The organism is Methylomagnum ishizawai (assembly GCF_019670005.1).
Lineage (GTDB): Bacteria > Pseudomonadota > Gammaproteobacteria > Methylococcales > Methylococcaceae > Methylomagnum > Methylomagnum ishizawai.
The window spans coordinates 3548824-3574867 of the sequence record NZ_AP019783.1; the positions used below are offsets into that span (position 1 = coordinate 3548824).

At 62.2% G+C, this 26044-nt stretch carries 22 protein-coding genes and 1 riboswitch; of the genes, 8 read left to right on the forward strand and 14 right to left on the reverse strand.

Annotated features, from left to right (window positions below):
• Positions 1-89: 89 nt before the first annotated feature.
• The gene (gene ggt / locus K5658_RS16180) at positions 90-1808 is read left to right on the forward strand and encodes a gamma-glutamyltransferase (RefSeq protein ID WP_221064133.1); all 1719 of its coding nucleotides are present in this window, start codon (positions 90-92) and stop codon (positions 1806-1808) included.
• Positions 1809-1818: 10 nt separating this feature from the next.
• Here ggt and K5658_RS16185 read toward each other — a convergent pair whose 3' ends face one another.
• The 3 genes from K5658_RS16185 to K5658_RS16195 form a co-directional block, all read right to left on the reverse strand.
• Positions 1819-2520: an FHA domain-containing protein gene (locus K5658_RS16185; RefSeq protein ID WP_221064134.1), complete on the reverse strand. Its 702-nt coding sequence runs from the start codon at positions 2518-2520 to the stop codon at positions 1819-1821.
• A 76-nt stretch (positions 2521-2596) separates the two neighbouring features.
• Positions 2597-5407, reverse strand: a complete 2811-nt coding sequence (locus K5658_RS16190) for an alkaline phosphatase family protein (protein WP_221064135.1) — start codon at positions 5405-5407, stop codon at positions 2597-2599.
• A gap of 278 nt (positions 5408-5685) precedes the next feature.
• Complete coding sequence (locus K5658_RS16195) at positions 5686-6504, reverse strand: PEP-CTERM sorting domain-containing protein (protein ID WP_221064136.1); 819 nt, start codon at positions 6502-6504, stop codon at positions 5686-5688.
• Positions 6505-6920: 416 nt separating this feature from the next.
• Positions 6921-7009: riboswitch (cyclic di-GMP riboswitch) on the forward strand.
• A gap of 558 nt (positions 7010-7567) precedes the next feature.
• Here K5658_RS16195 and K5658_RS16200 point away from each other — a divergent pair.
• On the forward strand, positions 7568-7822 hold the full coding sequence (locus K5658_RS16200) for a hypothetical protein (RefSeq protein WP_221064137.1): 255 nt from the start codon (positions 7568-7570) through the stop codon (positions 7820-7822).
• A 120-nt stretch (positions 7823-7942) separates the two neighbouring features.
• Here the strand turns inward: K5658_RS16200 and K5658_RS16205 are convergent, their stop codons facing one another.
• The 6 genes from K5658_RS16205 to K5658_RS16230 all read right to left on the reverse strand — a co-directional run bounded on the left by K5658_RS16205 (position 7943) and on the right by K5658_RS16230 (position 15758).
• Positions 7943-8161: a formate dehydrogenase subunit delta gene (locus K5658_RS16205; RefSeq protein WP_221064138.1), complete on the reverse strand. Its 219-nt coding sequence runs from the start codon at positions 8159-8161 to the stop codon at positions 7943-7945.
• Between the two features lie 3 nt (positions 8162-8164).
• Positions 8165-8998, reverse strand: coding sequence for a formate dehydrogenase accessory sulfurtransferase FdhD (fdhD, locus tag K5658_RS16210; RefSeq protein WP_221064139.1), 834 nt, complete (start codon positions 8996-8998; stop codon positions 8165-8167).
• 10 nt (positions 8999-9008) lie between these two features.
• On the reverse strand, positions 9009-11855 hold the full coding sequence (gene fdhF / locus K5658_RS16215; RefSeq protein WP_221064140.1) for a formate dehydrogenase subunit alpha: 2847 nt from the start codon (positions 11853-11855) through the stop codon (positions 9009-9011).
• Positions 11856-11995: 140 nt separating this feature from the next.
• Positions 11996-13549, reverse strand: coding sequence for a formate dehydrogenase beta subunit (locus tag K5658_RS16220; protein WP_221064141.1), 1554 nt, complete (start codon positions 13547-13549; stop codon positions 11996-11998).
• On the reverse strand, positions 13546-14022 hold the full coding sequence (locus K5658_RS16225; protein ID WP_221064142.1) for a formate dehydrogenase subunit gamma: 477 nt from the start codon (positions 14020-14022) through the stop codon (positions 13546-13548). Before K5658_RS16225 ends, K5658_RS16220 begins: the two co-directional genes overlap by 4 nt.
• Before the next feature lie 242 nt (positions 14023-14264).
• Positions 14265-15758, reverse strand: a complete 1494-nt coding sequence (locus K5658_RS16230) for a hypothetical protein (protein ID WP_221064143.1) — start codon at positions 15756-15758, stop codon at positions 14265-14267.
• Between the two features lie 594 nt (positions 15759-16352).
• Between K5658_RS16230 and trmB the strand changes: the two genes are divergently transcribed.
• Entirely contained in the window at positions 16353-17069 is a 717-nt protein-coding gene (gene trmB / locus K5658_RS16235) for a tRNA (guanosine(46)-N7)-methyltransferase TrmB (RefSeq protein ID WP_221064144.1), read from the forward strand.
• An 11-nt stretch (positions 17070-17080) separates the two neighbouring features.
• Here trmB and K5658_RS16240 read toward each other — a convergent pair whose 3' ends face one another.
• The 5 genes from K5658_RS16240 to K5658_RS16260 form a co-directional block, all read right to left on the reverse strand.
• Positions 17081-19066: a dynamin family protein gene (locus K5658_RS16240; RefSeq protein ID WP_221064145.1), complete on the reverse strand. Its 1986-nt coding sequence runs from the start codon at positions 19064-19066 to the stop codon at positions 17081-17083.
• A 79-nt stretch (positions 19067-19145) separates the two neighbouring features.
• Entirely contained in the window at positions 19146-19445 is a 300-nt protein-coding gene (locus tag K5658_RS16245; protein WP_221064146.1) for a DUF167 family protein, read from the reverse strand.
• A 1-nt stretch (position 19446) separates the two neighbouring features.
• Complete coding sequence (locus K5658_RS16250) at positions 19447-20022, reverse strand: YggT family protein (protein WP_221064147.1); 576 nt, start codon at positions 20020-20022, stop codon at positions 19447-19449.
• A gap of 3 nt (positions 20023-20025) precedes the next feature.
• Complete coding sequence (gene proC / locus K5658_RS16255; RefSeq protein WP_221064148.1) at positions 20026-20850, reverse strand: pyrroline-5-carboxylate reductase; 825 nt, start codon at positions 20848-20850, stop codon at positions 20026-20028.
• 63 nt (positions 20851-20913) lie between these two features.
• Complete coding sequence (locus K5658_RS16260) at positions 20914-21603, reverse strand: YggS family pyridoxal phosphate-dependent enzyme (RefSeq protein ID WP_221064149.1); 690 nt, start codon at positions 21601-21603, stop codon at positions 20914-20916.
• A 91-nt stretch (positions 21604-21694) separates the two neighbouring features.
• Here K5658_RS16260 and K5658_RS16265 point away from each other — a divergent pair, with 91 nt between their 5' ends.
• The 5 genes from K5658_RS16265 (at position 21695) to dapE (ending at position 25997) form a co-directional block, all read left to right on the forward strand.
• Complete coding sequence (locus tag K5658_RS16265; protein ID WP_221064150.1) at positions 21695-22729, forward strand: type IV pilus twitching motility protein PilT; 1035 nt, start codon at positions 21695-21697, stop codon at positions 22727-22729.
• Between the two features lie 27 nt (positions 22730-22756).
• Positions 22757-23878, forward strand: coding sequence for a PilT/PilU family type 4a pilus ATPase (locus K5658_RS16270; protein ID WP_221067000.1), 1122 nt, complete (start codon positions 22757-22759; stop codon positions 23876-23878).
• Between the two features lie 88 nt (positions 23879-23966).
• Positions 23967-24524, forward strand: coding sequence for a DUF2726 domain-containing protein (locus K5658_RS16275; protein ID WP_221064151.1), 558 nt, complete (start codon positions 23967-23969; stop codon positions 24522-24524).
• Between the two features lie 7 nt (positions 24525-24531).
• Complete coding sequence (locus K5658_RS16280; RefSeq protein ID WP_221064152.1) at positions 24532-24873, forward strand: ArsC family reductase; 342 nt, start codon at positions 24532-24534, stop codon at positions 24871-24873.
• A complete protein-coding gene (gene dapE / locus K5658_RS16285; protein WP_221064153.1) occupies positions 24870-25997 on the forward strand; it encodes a succinyl-diaminopimelate desuccinylase in 1128 nt (375 codons plus the stop codon). The genes K5658_RS16280 and dapE overlap by 4 nt, the downstream gene beginning before the upstream one ends.
• Positions 25998-26044 lie beyond the last annotated feature (47 nt).

Below are 26044 nucleotides of genomic sequence, written 5' to 3' on the forward strand. Positions count from 1 at the left end.
CGAGCGCCAACGCCCCGCGCCATGGCGGGTCCACCCCGCAAGCGTGCTATCGTTGGCCGGAATCCAACCCTTGGCAAAGCTTCCACCCTATGAACATCCGAATCCATCCCGTCCCCAACCCGCGCCCCCTCCGCCGGGGGTGCCGTCCCATCGGCTTGATCCTGTGCCTATTGGTTTATTTCCCTCAAGTCCACGCCGCGGCGCGGCCACCCCAGGCGGCCATCGCCAGCGCCCATCCACTCGCCACCCAGGCGGGCTTGGACATACTTGGCCAGGGCGGCAACGCCTTCGATGCCGCCGTCGCGGTCGGCGCGACCCTGGCGGTGGTGGAACCGGCGGGTTCCGGGCTGGGTGGCGGGGGACTTTGGTTGTTGCGCCGGGGGGAGGATGGCAAGGAAATCCTGCTCGACGGGCGGGAACGCGCCCCCTTGGCGGCGGCGCGGGATATGTACCTGGACAAGGCGGGCCAATCCATCCCCGGCTTGTCCATCGACGGGGCCTTGGCGGCGGCGATTCCCGGTATGCCCGCCGCCTTGGTCCATCTGGCCGAGCATTATGGGCGCCTGCCGCTCGCCACTTCGCTGGCGCCGGCCATCCGCCATGCCGAGGCGGGTTTCGCGCTGGGGGAGCGGCATCTCCGCCTGCTCGGACCCCGCGCCGAAGTCCTGCGCCGCCATCCGGCGGCGGCGGCGATCTTCCTGCCCGGCGGCGCGGTCCCGCGCTCCGGGGACATTTTGGTCCAGCGGGATTTGGCCGATAGCTTGCGGAAGCTGGCCCGGCAGGGCAAAGCGGGTTTCTATGGCGGGACGACCGCCGCGGCCTTGGTCGAAGGCGTGCGGGCGGCGGGCGGCATCTGGACCCTGGACGACCTGGCCGGCTACCGGGCGGTGGAACGGACCCCCATCCATGGCGATTACCAGGGCATCCGCATCACCACGGCGGCACCGCCCTCGGCGGGCGGCGTCGGCTTGGTGGAAATGCTGAATATGCTGTCGGCCTACGATCTGGACCATGCGCCCGCGACCACCCGCAAACACCTGATCGTGGAAGCGATGCGCCGGGCCTACCACGACCGGGAAACCTACCTGGGCGACCCCGATGCCGTCGCCATGCCGATCCTGCGCCTGTTGAGCCCCAACTATGCGGCTGGCCTGCGCTCGACCATCCGCCCCGACCGGACCTTGCCCAGCGCGGCGCTGAGCGACACCGCCCGGCCCCGGCCGGTCGGCGACAACACCACCCATTATTCGATCCTGGACCGGGAAGGCAACGCCGTGGCCGCGACCCTGAGCATCAATTACGGCTTCGGCTCCGGCTTCGTGGCACCGGGCACGGGGGTGTTGCTGAACGACGAGATGGACGATTTCTCGACCAAGCCGGGTTCGCCCAATGTCTACGGGCTGGTGGGCGGCGAGGCCAACGCGATAGCCCCCGGCAAGCGCATGTTGTCCAGCATGACCCCGACCTTCCTCGACGACGGCGGCCGCCTGGGCGTGGTCGGCACTCCGGGCGGCAGCCGCATCGTGTCGATGGTGCTGCTGGCGGCGCTGGATTTCGCCCAGGGCCACGGACCCGCGTCCTGGATCGCGGTGCCGAGGTTCCATCATCAATACCTGCCGGATGTGATCGAATACGAAAGCGGGGGCTTGACCGGGGCGGAACGGGACGGACTGGAACGGCTCGGCCATGTGTTGAAGGCCGTGGACCGCCGTTATGGCGATATGCAGGCGGTGTTGTGGGACCGGCGGACGGACCGGGTGGAAGCCGCCAGCGATCCGCGTGGCGAAGGCGCGGCCCGGCTGCGCTGAACCCCGGCGCTCACAGGCTGCCGAAAGAAATCCTGTGGCCGGCGATGGTCAGCACATCCCCGGCTTGCAGGATGGCTTCGCGGACCTTGTTGCCGTTGACGCGCAGGGACCGCCAACCGCCCTCGTGGACCACCCTGAAGCCATATTGCTGTTTGACGATGGAAAGCTGTTCGCCCTTGACGAACCAGCCATCGATACGCAAATCGCAACGGTTGCCCCGGCCCACCACGGTCAATTCCTTATCCAGGGGCACCACCTTGCGGCGCACGCCCTCCAGCACCAAAACCATATTGCCCTTTTCGCTGCGCTGCACATACTGGGCCACCACGTCGCGCCGCACGAAGCAGGTGGCGTCGCCCTCGTCCTGGGGCTCGGCGGGCTTGTCGACGTTGGTGGCGATGCCCTGATGGGTGTGGCCGCTGCCGTAGTCGTCGAACAGCAGGGTATGCTTGCCGATGACGATGCGGTCCTGGTGTTTGAGCGCCTGGGTGTAGGTCCGCTGGCCATTCAGGAAGGTGCCGTTGGCCGATTGGTTGTCCTCGATCATCCATTGCCCATGGAGGCTCTTGAACAAGCAATGCCGCCGCGACACCGCCAGATTGTCGATCACGATATCGCAATCGGGGGCGCGGCCCACGGCATATTCCTCCCGCGACTCCAAGGGGAATTCCGATTGGAGGCTGCCACCGAAAAACACCTGGATCTTGGCCATGATCGATTCCTCGCCGGACGGTTCGCACAATGGATGGAAATCCCGGCCGGCATCCCAAACCCCGGCCAGGGTGGGTTCAGGCGGCGGCGCTATCGGTCCGTTGCCGGTAGAGGCTGGCATCGACCGCCGCCCCCATGGCGGCTTCGTCCAGGCCACCGCCCAGGAAGCGGTTGATCTGGGCGGCCACGGCCAGCGGATCGTGCAAAGCCTCGTGATAACCTATCGACAGCACGCTGACCCGGTCGGGATGGGCGGCCAGCACGGCACGCACATTATCCACCTGCTTGAGATAGGCCGCCGCCAATTGCCGCTCCGAAAGGCGCGCGCCGTCCTGGCCCAGGCTTTTCAGCATCGCGGCCTGGGAGGCGACGATTTCCTTGAGCGGGCGTTCCATGAACACGATGCGGTAAACATGGCCCATCGGCAGTTGGTCGAGGAGCGGGGCGATGATCTTGACCGCCTTGCCCTGGGCGTCGTCCAACCAGGCGTTATCCGGGTTCTGGACGAGTTGCTTGACCCGCTCCAATTCGTAATAACCCCGCGGATTGCTCTCGTCGGCGACCCGCTCGCCATCGGTAAGGATGGACACGCCGCCCGCCGCCAGCATCTGCATCGCCATCGACGTGCCCGAACGCGGCAAACCGGAGACCACCACGATATCCCGGCCCAACGGGGGCAGGGCTTCCAGAACCGACAAATCCGCCACCGAGGCGGCCCGGTGCATATCGAGGTCCAGTTTCAAATCCACGTCATCGGGCAGCGGCTCACCGGCCAGATAGGCGGCGATCCGCGCCTCGGCGGCCTTGGCCAGCGCCCGGTGTTCGGCGGCCTTGTCGAATTGTTCGCGGCCGCGGTAGATATCGGCCAGTAAGCCGTGCGCGGCGGGATAGACCGGATTCTGGGCCAGGGCGGTTTGCAGGGCGGTGATGGCCTCGTCCTTGCGCCCGAGCCAGACCAGGGCGCGGCCGCACACATAATGGGCCAGCGGATTGTGGAACACCATGCCGATGGAGGCCAGGGCTTCCTCCAAGGCCTTGCGGGGCCGGCGGCTATGCAGGTGGCAACGCGCCAAACCCAGCCGGGGCACGGGATTGACCGGATCGATGGCCAGCACTTCCTGCAGGCAGGCCTCGGCTTCGCGCCAACGTCCCAGCGCCATATAGGCCTTGGCCCGGCCCAGATAAAGGCTGGGCCGGTTGTGCAATTGGACGTGTTCGGCCTTGGCGAACTCCGCCAGGGCCAGGTCGTATTCCTGTTCGGCCATATAGACCAGGGCCAGCAGGAAAGGAAAGACCGCGTTGTTGAACCCCGCCTTGCGGCGCAGGTCGCCGACCCGGGTTTGCTGGTCCTCGGTCAGATCGGCGAAATTCTTGTCCTTCCATTCCTGGGACAGCTTTTGCAATTCCTCCAGGGCCGCGGTGGCATAGCGCTGTTTTTCCCGGAACAAACGCTCGTAGGCGATCCTGGCTTCCTTGGGCCGGCTCAAACCCAGGTGGCATTCCAGCAACTTGACCCCGAAACGGCTCTCGTCGGGAAATTCGTTCCACAGTTCCTCGAAGGACCGGGCCGCTTCCACCAGTTGCTTGGCATCGAACAAATCCCGCGCCAGGTTATAGCGCAGTTCCTTGATGGTATTGGCCAGCGCGGTCTCGCGGTCCTCGTCGAGCTTTTCGATATAGCCGAGCTTCACCAATTGTTTCAAGGCTTCGGTCTCGTCCACCGGGTCGGTTTGCATGCCGGGCGGATGCCTCCCGGCATCGCCCGGCAGGCTGTCCCAGCTCTCGATATATTCCACCTCGGGCACCGCCGCGAAGGCGCTCAACAAGGGCTTGCCGTCCATGTCCCGGCCCAGGGGCAGGCCATAGAGGCTGAGGATGGTGGGGGTCACGTCCAGCAGGCTGGCCCCGTAGATCAATTGGTCCCGCTTCAGGCCCGGCCCTTTCATGGCGATGATGCCGAAGTCGCGGTGTTCCTCGGCGGGACCGGCGGGTTCGTTGGGGAGTTCCTTGGGCCGGAGGTGGTCGGGATGGAACCCATGGTCGGACACGATGATGACGGTGGTATCCTCGCCCGCCAGATGCAGCAAGGTGCCCAGCATCAAATCGTGGAATTGGTACCCCGCGTTGACCACCTCGTGGTAGAACTCGAAATCCTCCTCGGACACCCAGTCCAGCCGCGGCGGGTGGTATTTCATGAAGCCGTGGCAGAAATGGTCGATGCCGTCGTAGTACACCCCCATGAAATCCCAGGGTTCGAGCTGCATCAGGGCGGTGGCCGCGGCGTGGATGCTGGCGTTCTCGGCGATGATGGTGGCGAGGATCGACAGCCGCCGGTCCTTTTCTTGATTTATCTCGGCGGCCCTCGGCACGAAGGACAGCAAGACTTCGGGGTCTAGCTCACCCGTATGGACCCGGAATTCCGCCAAGGGATCGGCCAAATGGGGAGGATGCACGGTGCCGGGCCGCATCGGCCAAGGTTGGTCCAAGCCGCCCACGACCTGTTGATAATGGTTGGAAACCATCACGCCATCGATGGGTTCGGCGGGATGGGACGGCCACCACCCGACCACATTGGACTTCAAACCCTGCTGATGCAGGATATTCCACAGCGCCTTGCACTTGCGGCCCAAATTGGTGACCGGGCGGACCGAACCCGATTTGGGATCGGGCTCGGCGAAGCCATGGATGCCATGCTTATAGGCGCGCTTGCCGGTCGCGATGGAGGTCCACAACATCGGGGACAGCACCGGATACAGGGTCGAAAGATTGCCCATGACCCCCTGGGACACGAATTTTTCCAGGTTGGGCATCTTGCCCGCGTCCATGAGCGGGGAAATCACCTTCCAATCCGCCGCGTCCCAGCCGATCAACAGTACTTTAGGTGCCATGGGAAATCCTTCGTGTGGTCGTTTCAGTGGGATGGCCGGGGCGGGTGCCGCTGGACCATGGGCCGATGGGCAATGCATCAATTGCGCGGGATTTGGCCCTCCCCGCCGCGTTCCGTCGCGGCCTCCGCATGGGGAAGCCGCAACGGAAGGGGAAGTGGCATGGGATGGATCGGCCTTGGACCAAGGCGTTTCAGGGCGGGCGCGTAGCGCTTAGTATAGCGCTGGACGTAGAGGGACGACGGGTAAGGGCCGTCCCTTTTCACGGAAGCTTGAACGAATCAGGTCGCAAGCGCCTTGTTGTCCATGGTGGACTTCTTACGCGCCCGCCAAGCCCGGATACCTCCCGCGCCCATGCCGATCAAAGCCAAGGCGGCGGTGGAAGGCTCGGGAACCCTAACGTCGGGGGCTGGCACGTTATATGCCCACTGTACGATTGTGAAGGAATGGTTGGTCGAATTCATGTTGATCTGGGCCCACCCATACGTGTCGCTACCGTTATGCGAGAAAGCGAAATTGATGTAGTTGTCGCCATTATCAACGAACTGTTGCAGATATTGCCCCGGAACTGTCCCACCACCTTTGCCCGCAGGCCGCTTCCACCACATTGTGCGGTAGGCCTGGGCACCGCTCTTCAAATCGCCGTCCCCTTTAAAAGCATAACCGGCCCTCGTCCCTAAAAGATTGGCGCTTTTGTTGGCCGAACCCACGTTGACCATCCGGGCAAGGGATCTCCATTTGCCGGTACCGAGAGGCTTTGCGGTCGAGTGCCCCGTGGCCGTTTTTACGGCGATGCCACGACCGTTGGTCGCACTTTTCAGGAAAATTTTACCGGCATCCCCTGGGAACAAGTTGAAATCAAGAACGCTATCCCCGTCCACATCCCAGCCTTTGGCCGAACCGCCGATGTCGGCCAGGCTCAGGGTCAGTCCCGCAGAGCTACCGCATCCCGTAGTAGCAGTACCGGTACAGGTGACCATCCCGGCCTGTGCAACCGCCATGGGGAGCAAGTACAAGGATGATAAGGAGCCGGCCGTCAAAGCCAGCTTGGTGCCGTAAGAAGATTGCCGCTCTTCTTGATTGCCGTTTTTGTTAGACATCGGGTGTATCCCCTATATGGGTAGCGATTAATCGTGGCTTAACTAATTGCGATGCGTTTGGGAGCGCAGCCACAAACGCGATCTCGAATTTATTCACGGTGCAATATATACACTAAAAGCAAGAAGCTCGGCAATTAAAACCGACAAACCCGCCCAATTTCGACCAGCTATCCAGCGCTACGCTGGCCTAATGTCCATCGATTCATAGGTTTTTGTAAAAAAAACAATAATCGCGGCGCTTAAGATAAAGACCGAAATCCATACCTCCCCGATGGAAATAAAACGACACTCCAAGGTGGCACCCACCGGACCCACCCCGGCACGTCGAAACAGTCCCCAAAGAAACAGGGTACCGTTCCTGTGGAGTAGTTCACGTTTTCCACACGCCATTAACCATTCTTAACGCCGACAGTTCCATTCCGCCAAGGCAAAACCGTCAAAAAGCGGTGACGCATAATCATCGGCCCATGGAAGCCAAGGCTTCTATGGCAGCGGGACCGCCTGATAAAAACCCGGCCAATGAAAAACGCCCCAGCGGCCCAGAGGCGAAACCCACTCCAGCAAACCGGCACGGACGCCCCCACGATGGCGGGCCATGGCCTGGAATCCCGGCACCCTGCTCGACCCGTCGCCAAAGACAACGCCGCCCCGGAACTCTTCGGCGATGCCCAACAAGGGCGACGGTTTGGCCTTGAAGTTGTCCAAAGACACCGCCTTCAAAAACCACGATCAAGCCGCTGACCCGACCGGGCCGGACAACGTTCGAGCGGGACCCGCCCGGCAGTCGAAAGCGACCCGATGGTGGCGAAAAGCGTCCACCCAGGGGGAGCGGCAACGGCCTCCACTGTATCCACGGAGCCTGCCCCCGGCGCGGCGGGCGGCGGCACGGCCTGGATCGACCTAGCCACCAGCCAAACCCATACCGGTTATGTCAACCACGATATCAACCTACCGAAAAACCCAAACCACGCCGTTGAAGTCGCCCACGAAAAAATAAATTTCAACCGGGCAATACCCTATACCGCCTCGCTAAAAAATCAAACCAATATTAGGCAATATCCTCTTGTTGCGCGATACCTATAATGCCGACGGGACCATGGCGCTGGTCGCCAATACCATTTATTGCGGAATGAACTGGCCAATGTCCACGGTTTACCCCGGTTTCGGCGAATACGCCTACACCCTGGCGGGCCGGGATCGCGCCAAGGGTTATTACTCCTTCGGCCATGGTCCGGGACCACCCACGACCGGTTCGTGGATACCTCCCGCAATTCTCCCCATATCCTCGGGAACGACACCGGCATGGGCAGGATTGTGAACGGCAGCGCGGCCCCATCCCCAAGACGCGGCGAAGCCGCCGAACGGGAACCCGGTCGGCGGCTTCTTCATGGGACATGGAGTAGGAAGGCGCGATCCTTCCGCCCTGGCGGACCGGAAATCAGGCTTCGGCGGACAGCTTGGCGATGGCCTCGCGGGCCAGTTGGTCCAGACCTTCGCCGCCCCGCCCCAGGTGCTGGACCACCGCCCTACGCATACGGGGATCCCAGAATTTGCGGAGATGCTCGTAAACGCCCGCGACCGCCGCTTCGTGGTCGGGTTCGGAATTGAAGAAATTGCCGATATCGTTGGCCATTTTGACCAGGTTTTCTATTTCCATCGCTCAAGAATCATGGGAGTTGTGGATCAATCGATGCGGATTGGCATAAACCACATGGTCGTCGTCGCGGGCGAAGCCAATCAGCGTGAAGCCGGTGTCCAGCGCCAAGCGCACGGCCAAGCCGGTGGGGGCCGAAATCGCGGCCATGCAGGCGATGCCGACCGAGGCGCATTTCTGGACCATCTCGTAGCTGGCCCGGCTGGTCACCAGCGCGAAGCCCGTGTTGAAATCGGTGCCTTTCCGTGCCAAGGCACCGATGAGCTTGTCGAGGGCGTTATGGCGGCCAATGTCCTCCCGCACCAGGACGACGCCTTTCCCCGGCACCGCGAAGGCCGCCGCATGGACCGCCCCGGTGATGCGGTTGAGCCGCTGGTGTCCGCGCAACTCGGCCAGGCAGCGGGCCAGTTCCGCCGCGTCGACCAAGACGCCCGGACCGACCGGGGCGGGCCTACGCATGGCTTGCTGGAGGGTTTGGGCACCGCAGAGCCCGCAGCCGGTGCGACCCGTCATATTGCGGCCCTTATCGGGCAGGGTATCGCAGCGGGAGGGTTCGATACGCATCCGCACCTCAATGCCCTCCGCACGCTGGTAGACGCGGACGGCGTGCATTTCCCCAGGCGAGGCGAGGATGCCTTCCGTGAGGCTGAAGCCCAGCGCGAAATCCTCCAGGTCCAACGGCGTCGCCAGCATCACCACATGCGGCTGGCCGTTGTACATCAGGGCGATGGGGGCTTCCTCGGCGATGCAGTCTTCCAGGCTGGCATGATCGCCACCGCGCCACCGCTCGACCGGACTCAGCCTATAACTGGGCCAACCCAAGTCGGCGGCGGGGTCCACGGCGAATACCTCAGGCGGAAGCGGCCACGCGCTGATCCAACAGCGACAACTGCTCCTCGGTGAACTCCTGGTACTGGCGCTGCCACTCGGAAGGCCCGGCCACCTTGGTCACCTGCACCGCGGTCACTTTGTATTCGGGGCAATTGGTGGCCCAATCGGAATTGTCGGTAGTGATGACGTTGGCCCCGGATTCGGGGAAATGGAACGTGGTATAGACCACACCCGGTTGTACCCTATCGGTAATCAAGGCCCGCAGCACGGTTTCGCCCGCACGGCTCTTGATACCGACCCAATCGCCATCCTTCACGCCGCGCTGCTCGGCATCGTGGGCGTGGATTTCCAAGCGGTCTTCCGAATGCCACATCGAATTCATGGTGCGGCGGGTCTGGGCACCGACGTTGTACTGCGACAGGATGCGGCCCGTGGTCAGGATCAAGGGATAGCGGCTGCTGGTGCGCTCCTGGGTCGGCACGTATTCGGTCAGCAGGAACCGGCCCTTGCCGCGCACGAACTCGTCGATGTGCATGGTCGGCGTGCCGTTCGGCGCCTTTTCGTTGCAAGGCCATTGGACACTGCCGAGTTCGTCCAGCTTGGCGAAGCTGACCCCGGTGAAGGTCGGCACCAAGCGGGCGATCTCGTCCATGATCTCGGAGGCGTGCTTGTAGTTCATGGGATAGCCCAGGGCGTTCGCCAGCAACTGGGTCACTTCCCAATCCTCATAGCCCGCCAAGGGCGGCATCACCCGGCGCACCGGGGAAATCCGCCGTTCGGCATTGGTGAAGGTGCCGCTCTTTTCCAGGAAGGAAGCGCCCGGCAGGAACACATGGGCGAACTTGGCGGTTTCGTTCAGGAACAAATCCTGCACCACCACGCATTCCATCGCCCGCAAAGCCGCATGGACATGCTGGGTGTCGGGATCGGACTGGGCGATGTCCTCGCCTTCGCAATACAAGCCCTTGAAGCTGCCATCCAAGGCCGCGCCGAACATATTGGGAATCCTCAGCCCCGGTTCGGATTCCAGGCTCACGCCCCAGGCTTGTTCCAACACGGCACGGGTCTCGTCGTCGGACACATGGCGATAGCCGGGGAATTCGTGCGGGAAGGAGCCCATATCGCAAGAGCCCTGCACATTGTTCTGGCCGCGCAGGGGATTCACACCCACGCCTTCGCGACCGATATTGCCGGTCGCCATCGCCAGATTGGCGATGCCGATCACGGTGGTCGAACCCTGGCTGTGTTCGGTCACGCCCAGGCCGTAGTAAATGGCCGCATTGCCGCCGGTGGCGTAGAGGCGCGCCGCCTGCCGAACCAAGTCCGCCGGAACGCCGGTGACGGATTCGCTGGCTTCCGGGGAATTGCGCTCCTCGCCGACGAAAGCCTTCCATTTCTCATAGGAAGCCACTTCACAACGCGCCAAGGCGAATTCGTCGTTGGCCAAGCCTTCGGTCACGATCACATGGGCCAAGGCATTCACCAGGGCCACATTGGTGCCGGGCCGGAGCTTCAGATGATAATCGGCCTTGACATGGGCGGATTTCACCAGATCGATGTCGCGCGGGTCGGCCACGATCAGCTTGGCCCCCTGGCGGATGCGCCGCTTCATCATCGAGCCGAACACCGGATGGCCGTCAGTCGGATTGGCCCCGATCACCAGGATCACATCGGATTGCATCACCGAATCGAAGGTCTGGGTACCCGCCGACTCGCCCAAGGTTTGCTTGAGGCCATAGCCGGTCGGCGAATGGCAGACACGGGCACAGGTATCGACATTGTTATTGCCGAAAGCGGCACGGATCAGCTTCTGGACCAGATAGGCTTCCTCGTTGGTGCAACGGCTGGAAGTGAGGCCACCGACCGACTGGCGACCATATTGCCCTTGGATGCGCTTGAATTCGGAAGCCGCATAATTGATGGCTTCTTCCCAGGAAACCTCTTGCCAAGGATCGTTGATGCTCTTACGGATCATCGGTGATTTGATGCGGTCCTTGTGGGTCGCGTAGCCGAAGGCGAACCGGCCCTTGACGCAGGAATGGCCGTGGTTGGCATGGCCGTCCTTGTTCGGCACCATGCGCACCACTTCGCTGCCCTTCATCTCGGCCTTGAATGAACAGCCCACGCCGCAATAGGCGCAGGTGGTCACGACGCTATGCTCGGGTTGGCCCCGGTCGATGACCGATTTTTCCATCAAGGTGGCGGTCGGGCAGGCTTGGACGCAAGCACCGCAGGAGACGCATTCCGACTGCATGAAGGCTTGGTTCTGGCTCGGCGACACCTTGGAATCGAAGCCGCGGCCATCCAGGGTCAGGGCGAAAGTGCCTTGCACTTCTTCGCAAGCCCTGACGCAGCGCGAGCAGACGATGCACTTGGAAGGATCGAAGCTGAAATAGGGATTGCTGGCGTCCTTCTCGGATTTGAGATGGTTCTCGCCCTCGTAGCCATAGCGCACTTCGCGCAGGCCCACGGCCCCGGCCATATCTTGCAATTCGCAATTGCCGTTGGCGGCACAGGTCAGGCAGTCCAGCGGATGATCGGAAATATAAAGCTCCATCACCCCGCGCCGCACATTGGCGAGCCGGTCGTTCTGGGTAGAGACCTTCATGCCCTCGGCCACCGGCGTGGTGCAGGACGCGGGCAGGCCGCGTCCGCCTTCGATCTGCACCAGGCACAGGCGGCAGGAACCGAACGGCTCCAGGCTGTCGGTGGCGCAGAGTTTGGGGATTTGGATGCCGATGCTGGCCGCGGCCCGCATGACCGAAGTGCCTTCGGGCACGGTGGCGGTGAAGCCGTCGATTTCCAACGTGACCTGCTTGGCGGAACCGCTGGCCGGTGTGCCGTAATCGTAATCGCGCATTGCCATGGGATTGACTCCTCGAAATCCTGGGATGGGATGGACCCGCGGCTCCGGGGCGCGGGCGCATCCAACCTACTTGCTGATTGACTCTTCCCACGAGCCGCGTGGGAAAGCGGTCGGTCCCGCCGGGGACCGGGATCGTCGGGCTAGGCCGCTTTCTCCGTCGCCGATGCCCCGAAATCTTCCGGGAAATGGTTCAACGCGCTCAACACCGGATAAGGCGTCATGCCACCCAAAGCGCACAAGGAACCATTCAGCATGGTATCGCAGAGGTCGCGCAGGAGCTTCAGGTTTTTATCCCGTTCAACGCCGTGGGTCACTTTATCGATGACTTCGACACCGCGGGTGGAACCAATACGGCAAGGCGTGCATTTGCCACAGGATTCGACGGCGCAGAATTCCATGCCATACCGTGCCATCTTCGACATATCGACACTGTCGTCGAAAGCGACCACGCCGCCATGGCCCAGCACGGCCCAAAGCGCGGCGAAGGCTTCGTAATCCAGCGGGGTATCGAATTGCGATTCCGGCAGATAAGCCCCCAAGGGCCCGCCGACCTGCACGGCACGGATCGGACGGCCCGTGGCGGAACCCCCGCCGTAGTCATAGAGGATTTCGCGCAAAGTGACGCCGAAGGCTTTTTCCACCAACCCCGGATGTTTGAGATTACCGGCCAGTTGGATCGGCAAGGTGCCCCGCGAACGGCCCATGCCGAAATCGCGGTAATAATCGCCGCCCTTGTCCAGGATGATGGGCACCGAGGCCAGGGAAATCACGTTATTGATGATGGTGGGCTGGCCGAACAAGCCCTTGATGGCCGGCAACGGCGGCTTGAAACGCACCAGTCCGCGCTTGCCTTCCAGGCTTTCCAGCAGGGAGGTTTCCTCGCCACAGACATAGGCACCGGCCCCCAAGCGCACTTCGAGATCGAAGTCCTTGCCGCTGCCCAAAATATCCCGCCCCAGATAGCCTGCTTGGTAAGCCGCTTGGATGGCCTCGTTCAAGGCGCGGTGGGCATGGGGATATTCGACGCGCAGATAGATATAGCCTTGGGTCGCGCCCACCGCCAGCCCGGCGATGGTCATGCCCTCGATCAAGACGAAGGGGTCGCCTTCCATGATCATGCGGTCGGAGAAGGTGCCGGAATCGCCTTCGTCGGCATTGCAGACGATGTATTTCTGCCCGGCGGGCGTATTCAGCACGGTGCGCCATTTGATGCCGGTCGGGAAGGCCGCGCCGCCCCGGCCCCGGAGGCCCGATTGGGCGACTTCGTCGACGATGGCGGCGGGTGCCATATCCAAGGCCCGCCGCAGGCCGCGATAGCCCTCATGGGCCAGATAATCGTCGAGGCTGACCGGATCGGTGATACCGACGCGGGCGAAGGTCAGCCGCTCTTGTTGCTTGAGATAGGGGATTTCGTCGGTCGGTCCTTGGCACAAGGGATGCGGATGACCTTGCAGGAACCCGGCATCGAACAAGGCGGCGACATCGCCCACGTTGACCGGCCCATAGGCCACCCTGCCATTAGGCGTTGCCACCTCGACCAAGGGTTCCAGCCAATACATGCCCCGCGAGCCATTGCGGACCACATCGATAGCGATATTGCGCCGGGCGGCCTCGGCCTGGAGGGCGTTCGCCACCCGTTCGGCCCCCAGGGACAGGGCGCTGGAATCGCGCGGAATATAAACAGTCGCGGTCATGCGCCCACCCCCGGATTGGCGATGATTTCGTCGAAGCGCTCGGGGGTGATACGGCCATGCACGTCATGATCGACCATGATCGATGGCGAGCAGGCGCAATTCCCCAGGCAATAAACCGGCTCCAGGCTGAAAGCCTGATCGGGCGTGGTTTCGTGGTAATCGATGCCGAGGCGGGTTTTCACATGGGTTTCCAGGGCGTCGGCCCCCATGGATTTGCAGGATTCGGCGCGGCACAAGTGAATGGTATGCCTTCCCGGCGGGGTTTGCCGGAAATAATGATAGAAACTGATGACGCCGTGGACCTCGGCGCGGGAGAGGTTCAAACCCTCCGCGATCAACGGGACGCTATCCGGCGGGACGTAACCCAAGGCATCCTGGATACCATGCAGGATCGGCAACAAAGCTCCCGGCTTGTCCTGCAAACCCGCGATGATGGCCCGCACGCTCTCGCGGTCCCATTGTTGTTCAGTCATTCTCTCCTCGCTCGATCAAACTTAAAGTGCCGATAGGCGCGACGTCAGGCGACATTGCAACGCGGTCGGCTTTGAGAAACTGGCTAGCGCCCCTGTGAATACGAGAACTTTAAATCCCGCGGTCGCTTTTTGCAATTCTTTCCCGAGCATTTTAGTATGTTTTTAAGGTGCCCGCCGGGATGCCGCAAGACCGTTTTTATCGGGCGTTTCGTTGGTATCGAACACGCCATTTCAAGGCATGGTCATGGGTTTGGCAGGACCATCGCATCCGCGATCACACAAGATATCCGATAGGTGTTCTGGCTGGCATAGCCGATCAAGGTGGCGGGATAATCGCGGCCCTGCCCCGCTTCGATGGGGTCGGCCAAGATTTTCTTGGCGGCTTCGAGGAAGGCGTTGCGCCGGGAATATTGCGCGCACACCACTTCGATGCCGCCCACCCTGGATTGCCCGGTGTTCTCGATCCGTAAGTCGGACAGGATTCCGCTTTCCCTGGGATCGACCTTCCATTTGAAGCTCTTGAGCTTGATCCCGCGCAACACTTCGCGTTTACCGCGCTCGTCCAGTGGCGGCGGCTCCGGCGATGCCTCGGGCTCAACCGCCTGGGACATGGGCTGTGCCACGACAGGGAGAGGTGGTGTGGACGCCGGCGCTGTCTCCGCGATGGGCGGATCGGAAGGCGGGGATGCCATCGGCGCCTCCGATACCACCGGGGTCGGCGAAACAGACTGTTTCTGTTCTTGCATCCCAGGTTGGATAGGCCCGGCCTCGGCAGAACCACGCTCGGACGGATGGGTCGGCGCGGGAGAATCCGTTCCGACATTCGGCGATGGCTTTTCGTCCCGTCGCGCCGCCCCGGATGGGCGTCCCGGCACGGCAATATCGGTGGCGGACCACCAGATTCCCCCGACCGCCACGATAAGCCCCACCAAGATCACCCCTGGAAAAATCAGCCTCCGTTTCATCGGAGAAACCGGGGTGGCGGAGAGTCCGACAACCTCCAGGGATTTGTTTACCGGACAGGAATCCCCGACCGTTGCCCCGGAAAAAGTCGCCTGGGCCATGCCCCGGCTAGGCGATGGAATCTCGGCAGGCAAAGCGTCGCGGAAAGTCAGATAAATATTGCCCACATGCCGTAAGACTTCCTGGGCAAACGCTTTATATAGCGCGAGCTTTACCTGTCCATGGATAGGTATTTCTATAAGCCTGAGCACCTCGGCGAAGGCGGCAAACAAATAAGTCGGCCCCCAAGGAGGCCGGGAACCCTCGATACCCCCACCCATTCGTTTCATATAAATCCTGGTGATCGCCAGGATAACGCTGCCATGCTGGGTATCGAGCGTCCGCACGGTTCTCGACACAAATTCGCCGACCTGGGCATCCTCTCCCGGACCATAACCCTCGCCCCCCGGATCGGCCTCCCCACTCTCAAGCCCACCCAAAAAGGCTTGGAAAGGCTTCATCAACTCGCCCTCGAAAGCCTCAGCAAGCGTGGGTGCCCGCACAATCATATCTTGCAGCACATCGGCGAGGTGGGCCTTCAACGGAGGCTCGAACCCTTCATCCAAAGCGGTGACATAAATAGCGTAAGCTTCGCTCAACATCTCTTGGAAACGGGCACGCAGTCTTTTGACATAGCTCGCCCTATAAATCTCGATCAATTCCCCTGCCAAGGCCGGATTGGTCGATACCGCCGACCCTGTAAATACCGTCGATACCACAGCTTTGTCACCCATAAAACCTTATAGCCCGAACCCCGCCAGGACTTGTCCCGGAATCTTTTAGGGGACACGAGCCTATGCCTTATAATCCTGCACACCTTGGTTTGGAATCCACAGCTTGCTTTGGTACAACCCGCCGTTAGGAAAACCAAACCAAAGCGCCACTGGATTCGCCGTCGGCCCATAGGCTAGCGCATGGCCCCTATAGCGGCAATATTGCCCCCAAAGCCTATCAGCCAGGAGCCCACGCTCCAGGACCGTTCCGCAACGAGACCAAGCCCAACCTTTTACGACTGAATCGCATACCTTGAAACCATCCATCCCATCGTTACCGACCCCATTCGCCCTTGGGCGATACCTCTCGACCCGGTTGCGCGGCAAGACGATGGCTTGGGTTTCGCTGTTATAATTGAATCCAACGGGCGCCTTCCGCCCATGCCCCTCGGTAGCCCACCCAGCGCATAAGCAGGCTATCGATGATATTCACCACAATTGAAAACAGCGAAACCCTATCATCCTGCTATCGTTGCAGCCAAAAACCCCGGACCGGCCTCTCGCACGACGCTATTGTAAATTATAAAAATCCGCCCAATATACCCACTTATAAACATGCCTAAAGATACCCCCACCCCTTCCAACGACAACCGTCAGCCCACCGATCGGCGCCGGATACGCAGCTATACCCTGCGGCAAGGCAGGATCACCGAATCCCAGCGCAAAGCCTTGGAAGACCTATGGCCCACATTCGGGCTGGAAACCGATCAAGCCTTCGACGCCCGTGCCGTTTTCGGCCGGGAAGCGCCGACCATCGTCGAAATCGGTTTTGGCAACGGGGAAAGCTTGGCGCGGATGGCGACCGACGCGCCGGACACCGATTTTCTGGGTATCGAGGTGCATCGGCCCGGTATCGGCCATTTATTATTGCGGCTGAGGGAGGCGGGCCTATCCAATGTCCGCGTCTATCGCGGGGATGCCGTCGAATTCCTGGCGAACCGCGTCCCCGATGGCGGTTTGAGCGGGATCAACCTGTTCTTCCCCGACCCCTGGCCCAAGGCCCGCCACCACAAGCGCCGCATCCTCAACCCGGATTTCGCCCGGTTGGTGGCCGGCAAGTTGAAAAGTGGCGGGATATTCCATGCCGCGACGGACTGGGAAGATTATGCCCGGCAGATGTTGGAGGTATTAAGGGACTGCTCCGGATTGGAGAATACCCAGGCCGACGGCGGTTTCGCGCCGCGCCCGGCCCACCGGCCCCCGACCAAATTCGAGGCGCGGGGGGAACGTTTGGGACATGGGGTATGGGATTTGGTTTTCGTCCGGCGTTGAAGCAGCGGACCTCACTTCGCTGCGGCCTTGGGCGGCCGGTAGTCCTCCGCGTTGGCGGAATTCTCCGCCGCCGGGGGCTCCGACTGGAGGACGCGGCGGATCGCCGCCAATTCGGCGTGTTGCTGGCGTAGTTGCGCCAGCGCTTTCGCCAGGGAGGCGATTTCGCCATCCAAGGACGCCCCGGTTTCGTTGACCTTGCGCAGGACTTCCAGGCGGCTTTCGATCAGGCGCTTGTGGTCCTTGATCTGGTGCACCAAAGGTACCAAGGCCATGGTGGTCCAACCGATGGCGTCCTTGTGGGCCTGCTCGAATAATTCCCGCGCCCTGGCGATGGTGGTGGTGTAGAGTTTCACCACCACCGTGCTTTGTTCCATCAGGGTCGAGGAGGCGCTGCCACGGAAGGCTTCGCCCTCGTCGAACACCTGCTCCAACTCGGCCTGGTATTGCTTGAGCGACAGCAAGGGGGGCTTGAGTTCCGCCACCCCATGTTCCTCCTGGAACTTGGCGTAGATGCCTTTCACTAGTTTGCGGGTTTCCTCGCACACCGCCACCGCGTTCAGCAGCACCACCCGCAGTTCGTCCAGGACCAACTTCATGGCCGTTTTCATGCCGACCGTGGTCAGGCTCCCGGCCATTTGCTTGCGGGTGCGCTTGATGATTTCCTCGACCTTCTCGGGGGCCAGGGAATCGACCAGGAGTTTGGCCTGCACCGCGAACACCCGGCGGCTGGCCTGGAATTGATCCACGCCGACCAGATAGCCGCTTTGCTGATCGCGGGTTTCCGCCATCAACTGGGTCATCTTGGTCTTGTTGTTCACATCGATTTGGCGGAGGTCGTTGATCTGGCGCTCGGCGTCGAGGATTTGGGCATCGAGGGCTCCTGTGGATTCTTCGACCAGATGCCCCACACCTTGCGCGACCGAAGCCAACAACAGGCTTTGGCGCTCCTTGACCACGCTGTCGGCCAGATAGTCCTCGAAACTCTTCAGGCGGCTTTTCTCCAGGAGATTCTGGTCGCCTTTGACCTTGGCCAACAACGCCTGCTTGGCCGACATCGGAAAGATCGCCCGGCTCTCCACATCCAAGATTTTGGAGACCGACTCGGTTTGCGAACGGATCGATTTCTCGATGGTTTCCTCGCCCTGCAAGTCGCCCCACATGGAATCGATCTTGTTCAGCACCACCGCCAGACCGCCGCGCTTATTGCCCTGCCGGGAACCACGCACATGGTTGCGCCACATGTCGAGGTCGCTCTTGGTGACGCCGGTATCCGCCGCCAACACGAAGATGACGGCCTGGGCCTTGGGCAGCATTTGCAGGGTCAGTTCGGGCTCGGCCCCCAAGGCGTTGAGGCCGGGGGTATCGAGGATGGTCAAGCCTTCCTTGAGCAGATGATGGGGAAAGCTGATGAGGGCGTGGCGCCAGCACGGCACTTCCACGGTGTCCGGTTCGTCGCCATGGGGGATGTGCACATCCTCGGAATACAGCCCCAGGCGCTTGGCCTCGGCGACGCTGACATGTTTGGTCGCGGCCAGTTCCTGGAAGGCTTCCTGCATCTGCACCGGCGAATCGCAATCGAGGTCGATCTGCATCCAGCTGCGGGGATGCTGCTTGTATTCGCTGAGGGGAATATCGCTCAGGCGGCTCTCGATCGCCAGCAGGCGGATATAGCTACCGGCCTGGGTGTCGTAGAAAATCTCGGTTGGGCACATGGTGGTGCGCCCTGGGGAGGACGGCAACAGGCGCACCCCGGTATCGGAAAAAAACAAGGCATTGATGAGTTCCGTCTTGCCGCGCGAAAACTCCGCCGCGAACGCCAGCACGATACGGTCGCTACGCAACCCCTCCAACATGCTCGAAATGGCCTCGTTGACACCATCGCTATTAAGCTGATAGCGGTCCAGCCAGGTTCGATATTGCTCAATCGCGCGGCCCAGTTGCTCGCGCCATTGGCCGTACCCTCGCAGCTTATCTTTAAAATGAATGGTGGTACTCATCATCCGGCTCTCGATCCTATCACCCAGCGAACAGTTGCAACCCAGGGTAAGTCCCAAAAATTGTAGACCAAAACCAAGCTCAGTCCATTTGATCCGGTTTGGGGATTAATCCGGGCAGGCGCTTGGGCGATGTGATCCTGACGCGCTTATCCCGGCTGCTTTCTCCCGCCAGCAACACCACATCGCGTTTGGGAACCGCGAAGGTCTCGGCGAGGAAGTCGATGACCCGCTGATTGGCCTTGCCATCCACCGGGGGTGCCGCGATGCGGATTTTCAAACGCTCGCCGAAGAAACCGGCGATCTCGTTCTTCGCGGCGCGGGGCTGGACGTGGATGTCCAGGATCAAATCGCCGCCCTGCCAAGTCAACCCGCAGCCCATCTCAGCTTAACGCCATCATCGCATGATGGAGTGGCGGCAGGATGAGCATTTTCGCCAACTGTATCCCAATCAGGGGAATCAGCGGGGAAAGGTCGACCCCCCCCATCGGCGGCAGCAAACGCCGCGCCGCCCGCAAGGTCGGCTCGGTCAGGCTGTATAACAAGGTGGTAGCGGCATTGTAAGTCCGAGTCCCCATCCAACTCAAAACCGACCTGATGATGATGGCGAAAAAATACAGGTTGAAGAGTTGATCCAATAGTTGCGCGCTGGACCACACCAGCAAGGCCGGCACCGTCGTTCCCACCCCTTGCAACAGGAAGGTCAAATACCCGGCCAGCATCTGCAAACCCAGCATCAGCACCAGCGAAGCGGTATCGACCCGCCCCAGCGAGGGGATGAAACGCCTGAGCAGCCGCAAAGGCGGATGGGTGATCTTGATGAGGAATTGCGAGATCGGGTTATAGAAATCCGCATCGACCCACTGGAACAGGAACCGCAGCATGACCGCGAAGATATACAGGCCGAACAGGGTGTCGATCAGGAAAACAGCGGGCGCGACCCAATACTGCGAGGACATGGCCTAACCCCCCAATTGCCGCGATAGCTCGGCGGCCCGTTCGCTGGCCGCCCGCATGGCTTGCTCGACCAGTCCGTGCAAACCACCGGCCTCGAACACCTGGATGGCCCGTTCCGTGGTCCCGCCGGGGGAAGTCACCCGCTGGCGGAGTTCGGCGGGCGGTTCCTCCGATTCGATGGCGATGCGTGCGGCTCCAAGCCCGGTCTGCTGGGTCAGCAAGCGGGCGGTGGCTTGGTCCAGCCCCAGCGCGATGGCGGCGGCTTCCATGGCTTCCATCATCAGGAAGAAATAAGCCGGGCCGCTGCCCGACAAGGCGGTGACGGCATCCAGCAGGTCTTCCCGCTCCACCCATACCGCCAAGCCCACCGAGCGCATGATGGCCTCGGCCTGGCTCTTTTGCGCTTCGGTGATGCGGGCGTTGCCGTGCAGGGCGGTGGCCCCGGTTTTGACCAGGGCCGGGGTATTGGGCATACAGCGCACCAGCGCCACCTCGCCGCCCAGCCAGCGTTCGAGCGCGGCTTCGCTGACGCCCGCCGCGATGCTCACCACCAAGGGCTGCCGCTGCTGCACCGTCGCGGCCAATCCGGTGGCGACCGTTTGCAGGGTTTGCGGCTTCACCGCCAGCACGACGACCTGGGCCTGTCCGGCCACCACTTGGTTATCCTGGCTGGTATGCACGCCGAAACGGCTTTCCAAATCCTTGAGCTTCGCCGCGTCCACATCCGAAACCCAGATATTGCCGGGCGCGAAGCCATCCGAAACCAAGCCGCCGATCAGGCTGCCCGCCATGTTCCCGGCACCGATAAAGCCTAAGATTTGTTGCTTCATTGCGTTCTTCTCTGGTACTGATCGCCCGCTATTCTAGCGCAGGCGGGTACGTCCCGGTGAAACCTAAGCCTTGGGAGGACGCGCACCGAACAAAGCCGTGCCGATACGGACCAAGGTGGCCCCTTCCAACACGGCGGCTTCCAAGTCCTCCGACATGCCCATCGACAAGGTATCCAGGCCATACCGGGACAAGCCCTCGAACGCCCGCCGCACCGCCCGGAACGCCGCCCGCTGGGCTTCCACGGCGTCGGTCGGGGCCGGAATCGCCATCAAGCCGCGCAGCCGCAAGCGGGGCAAGGCCGCGACCGCCGCCGCCAATTCGGGTAGTTCTTCGGGGGAAACACCGGATTTACTGGCCTCGCCGCTGACGTTGACCTGGAGGCAGATGTTCAAGGGCGGCATTCCCGCGGGGCGCTGCTCGCTGAGGCGCTGGGCGATCTTGAGCCGGTCCACGCCATGCACCCAGGCGAAGCGGGCGGCGATGGGCCGGGTTTTGTTGGATTGCAGGGGACCGATGAAATGCCAGCCAATATCGAAATGCGCCAGCCGGTCCTGCTTGGCCCCGGCCTCTTGCAGATAATTCTCGCCGAATTCGCGCAGGCCCAAGCCATAGGCGGCGATCAAGGCTTCCGGCGGCTGGGTTTTGCCCACCGCGATCAAGCGCACCGACCCCGCCTCCCGTCCGGCGGTACGTTCGGCCCTGTGTATCCGTGCCCTCAAGGCTTCCAATCTCTGTGCTAGCGAACCCGTCATGTCCAAGCGCGGCTTTGTCTATAATGGAACGATGCCCAAGGTTATCCGCTAACCCGCTGTTTCACAACCATAACCCGCCCCCGGACTCCCCATGGATATCGCCGAACTCCTTGCCTTTTCCGTCAAGAACAACGCCTCCGACCTCCACTTGTCGGCGGGACTCCCCCCCATGATCCGCGTGGACGGCGATATCCGCCGCATCAACGTCCCGGCCCTGGACCACAAGGAAGTCCACGCGCTGGTCTACGACATCATGAACGACAAACAGCGCCGCGATTATGAAGAATTCCTGGAAACCGACTTTTCCTTCGAGCTACCCGGCGTGGCCCGTTTCCGTGTCAACGCCTTCAACCAGGAGCGCGGTGCCGCCGCCGTGTTCCGTACCATCCCCTCGAAAATCCTGACCCTGGAAGAACTGAGCTGCCCCAAATTCTTCCAGGACGTGACCCGCCATCCGCGCGGCCTGATCGTCGTGACCGGCCCCACCGGCTCGGGCAAATCCACCACCCTGGCCGCCATGATCGACTACATCAATTCCAACGACTATTCCCACATCCTGACCGTCGAAGACCCCATCGAATTCGTGCATCCCAGCAAGAAATGCCTTATCAACCAACGCGAGGTCCACCGCGATACCCTGGGCTTCAACGAAGCCTTGCGCTCGGCCCTGCGCGAAGACCCCGACGTGATCCTGGTCGGCGAAATGCGCGACCTCGAAACCATCCGTCTGGCCCTGACCGCCGCCGAAACCGGGCATTTGGTGTTCGGCACCCTGCACACCAGTTCCGCCGCCAAGACCATCGACCGTATCATCGACGTGTTCCCCGCCGCCGAGAAAGGCATCGTCCGTTCCATGCTGTCGGAATCGCTGCAAGCCGTCATCACCCAGGCGCTCCTCAAAAAGAACGGCGGTGGCCGCACGGCGGCCTGGGAAATCATGGTCGGCACCCCCGCCATCCGCAACCTGATCCGCGAGGACAAAGTGGCCCAGATGTATTCCACCATCCAAACCAGCCGCAAGGACGGGATGCAAACCCTGGATCAACACCTGCTGGAACTGGTGGAAAAAGGCCTCATCTCGCGCCAGATCGCCCGCACCAAAGCCGTCAACAAAGCCAATTTCTAATCCCCGCCCGGAGGTTCCGCCATGGCCATGGATTTCGATACCCTGCTGATGCTGATGACGCACAAGAAAGCGTCGGACCTCTTCATCACCACCAACAAGGAACCCTGCCTCAAGATCGACGGCCAGCTACAACCGATCTCCAACGCCAAACTATCCAAGGACCAGGCCTACCAACTGGTGCTGAGCGTGATGAACCAACGCCAGCGCGACGAGTTCGAGAACACCAAGGAATGCAACTTCGCGATCTCGGCGGAAGGGCTGGGCCGGTTCCGGGTCAGCGCCTTCATGCAGCGCGACGCCGCCGGGATGGTGCTGCGCCGGATCGAAACCCATATCCCCACGGTGGAGGATTTGCACCTGCCGCCGGTCCTCAACGAACTGGCGATGACCAAGCGCGGCCTGATCCTGTTCGTGGGCGCGACCGGCACCGGCAAATCCACCTCGCTCGCCGCCCTCATCAAATACCGCAACGAGAATTCCACCGGCCATATCATCACCATCGAAGACCCCTTGGAATTCGTCCATCCCCATGCCGGTTGCATCGTGACCCAGCGCGAGGTCGGCCTCGACACCGAATCCTACGAAGTCGCGCTCAAGAACACCCTCCGCCAAGCCCCCGACGTGATCCTGATCGGCGAAATCCGCACCCGCGAGACCATGCAGCACGCCATCGCCTTCGCCGAGACCGGCCATCTCTGCCTCTCCACCCTGCACGCCAACAACGCCAACCAAGCCCTCGACCGAATTCTGCATTTCTTCCCGGAAGACATGTATTCGCAGCTGTATATGGACTTGTCGATGAACCTCAAGGCCGTCATCGCCCAGCAGCTCATCCGCCGCGCCGATGGCAAGGGCCGTTATCCCGCCATCGAAATCCTCATCAACACGCCCCTGGCCGCCGACCACATCCGCAAGGGCGAAATCCACAAGCTCAAGGAGCTGATGAAACAATCCCGCCAGCACGGGATGCAGACCTTCGACCAATGCCTGTACGATCTCTATAAGAGCGGCAAGATCACCTACGAGGACGCACTGAATTCGGCGGACTCCAAGAACGAGGTGCGCCTGATGATCAAACTGGGCGAGGAAGGCAGCGTGGACAAATACGCCCCGCGCAGCGACAAGATTTTCATCGTGGACGACGATTGACCCGCTCCCACCGGGGACGGGGTTCCATACCCAAAGGAACCCGCCCCTTTGGGTATAATCCCCCCTTCCCCACCCCCAGCGTATTTCCATGAATTGGTTGATTATTGGCGGGATCGTCCTGGCCGTTTCCGTATTTTTCGCCGTCCGCGCCCTCCTGTCCGGCGGCGGCAAACCCCAACGGACCGGCTACCAAAGGCGCGATTTCCTGTTTTCCCCCGAGGAACGGCTATTCCACGCCAGCCTGAAACAGGCGGTGGGCGGGGATTACGCGGTATTCGGACCCATCCGGGTGGGCGATGTGGTATCGCCGCGCGGCACGCCATCGCGCCAGGACGCGCCGCGGGAATTCGAGGATATCCGGGACGGACGCTTCGCCTTCGTGCTGTGCGACCCGGCCGACCTCGCCGTGGTCTGCGCGGTGCAACTGCGGGAACGCAATCCCGCCGCGACCGGTCCCGATCCGTTGAAATCGATCTGCCACGCGGCGGGACTGCCCCTGGTCGGGTTCGAGGCCGGGCCGCTCTACGACGAACACGACATCCGCGAGACCATCGCCCAGGCCGTGCGCAAGGAACCCCTTTACGTGACCGAATCCACGGGCCGCAAGGAACCGCGCATTTCCCGCCTCGACAACCTCGAACTCTGAAGCCCACATGATGACCCTGTACGGACTCCGCCATTGCGACACCTGCCGCAAGGCCCGCGCCTGGCTGGACGGCCAAGGACTGACCCACCGTTTCCACGATTTCCGCGCCGATGGCCTGGACCCGGCGCTGCTCCAACGCTGGGCCGACGCCCTGGGCTGGGAAGCCCTGCTCAACCGGCGCGGCACCACCTGGCGCGGCCTGACCGAAGCCGACCGCGCCGACCTCGACGCCGATAAAGCCCTGCGCCTGATGCTGGACCATCCCGCCCTCATCAAACGCCCGGTCCTCAGCCGTGGCGAAACCCTGTTGATCGGCTTCTCTCCCGCCCACTACCTCGAAAACCTATGACCGACACCGTAGCCCTCACCGCCGCCTTGATCCGCCTGCCCTCGGTCACACCCGAGGATGCCGGCTGCATGGACCTCCTCGCCGCCCACCTGGAACCCCACGGCTTCGTCCGCGAGCAACTCGATGCCGGCCAGACCCGCAACCTCTGGCTACGCCGGGGCACGGCCCGACCCTTGCTGGTATTCCTGGGCCATACCGATGTGGTGCCGCCCGGCCCTCTAAGCGATTGGCAATCGCCGCCGTTCGAGCCGGCGTTCCGCGACGGGATGCTGTACGGGCGCGGCGCCGCCGACATGAAAAGCGGCGTGGCGGCGATGACCACCGCCCTGGCCCGCTTCGCCGAAAACCACCCGCAACACCAAGGTTCGGTGGCCCTCCTGATGACCAGCGACGAGGAAGGCGCGGCCACCGATGGCGTGGTCAAGGTGATGGAGACTTTCGCGGCGCGGGGCGAGCAGATCGATTGGTGTGTCATCGGCGAACCGTCCAGCTTCGACCGGCTGGGCGATGTCATCCGGGTCGGACGGCGCGGCTCCCTGTGCGGCAACCTGACCGTGCTAGGCACCCAGGGCCATGTGGCCTATCCCGAGAAGGCCGACAATCCCATCCACCGCGCCGCGCCCGCCCTGGCCGAACTCTGCGCCGAGGTCTGGGACCAGGGCAACGAATTCTTCCCGCCCACCAGCTTCCAGATTTCCAACCTCCATTCCGGCACCGGGGCCGATAACGTCATCCCCGGACGGCTGGAACTCCTGTTCAACTTCCGCTTTTCGACCGCCTCGACCGAAGCCGAGCTTAAAGCGAGGACCGAGGCCATCCTGGACCGCCACGGCCTCCGCTACCAACTGGCGTGGCGGCTATCCGGGGTGCCGTTCCTGACCACCCGCACCGAGTTGGTCGAAGCCGTGCAGACGGCGCTGGAAAGCGTGGTGGGATACCGGGCGCGGCCCGATACCGGCGGCGGCACTTCGGATGGCCGCTTCGTGGCCCCGACCGGGGCGCAGGTGGTGGAACTCGGCCCGCTGAACGGTAGCATCCACAAGATCAACGAACATGTGCCGGTGGCCGATATCGAAACCTTATCGGCGATCTATGAGCGGATCATGGTGGAGTTGCTGACGTAGGGCGGTTAGCAACCGACCCGGTTCCACCCCAACCCCGGAGGATTCAA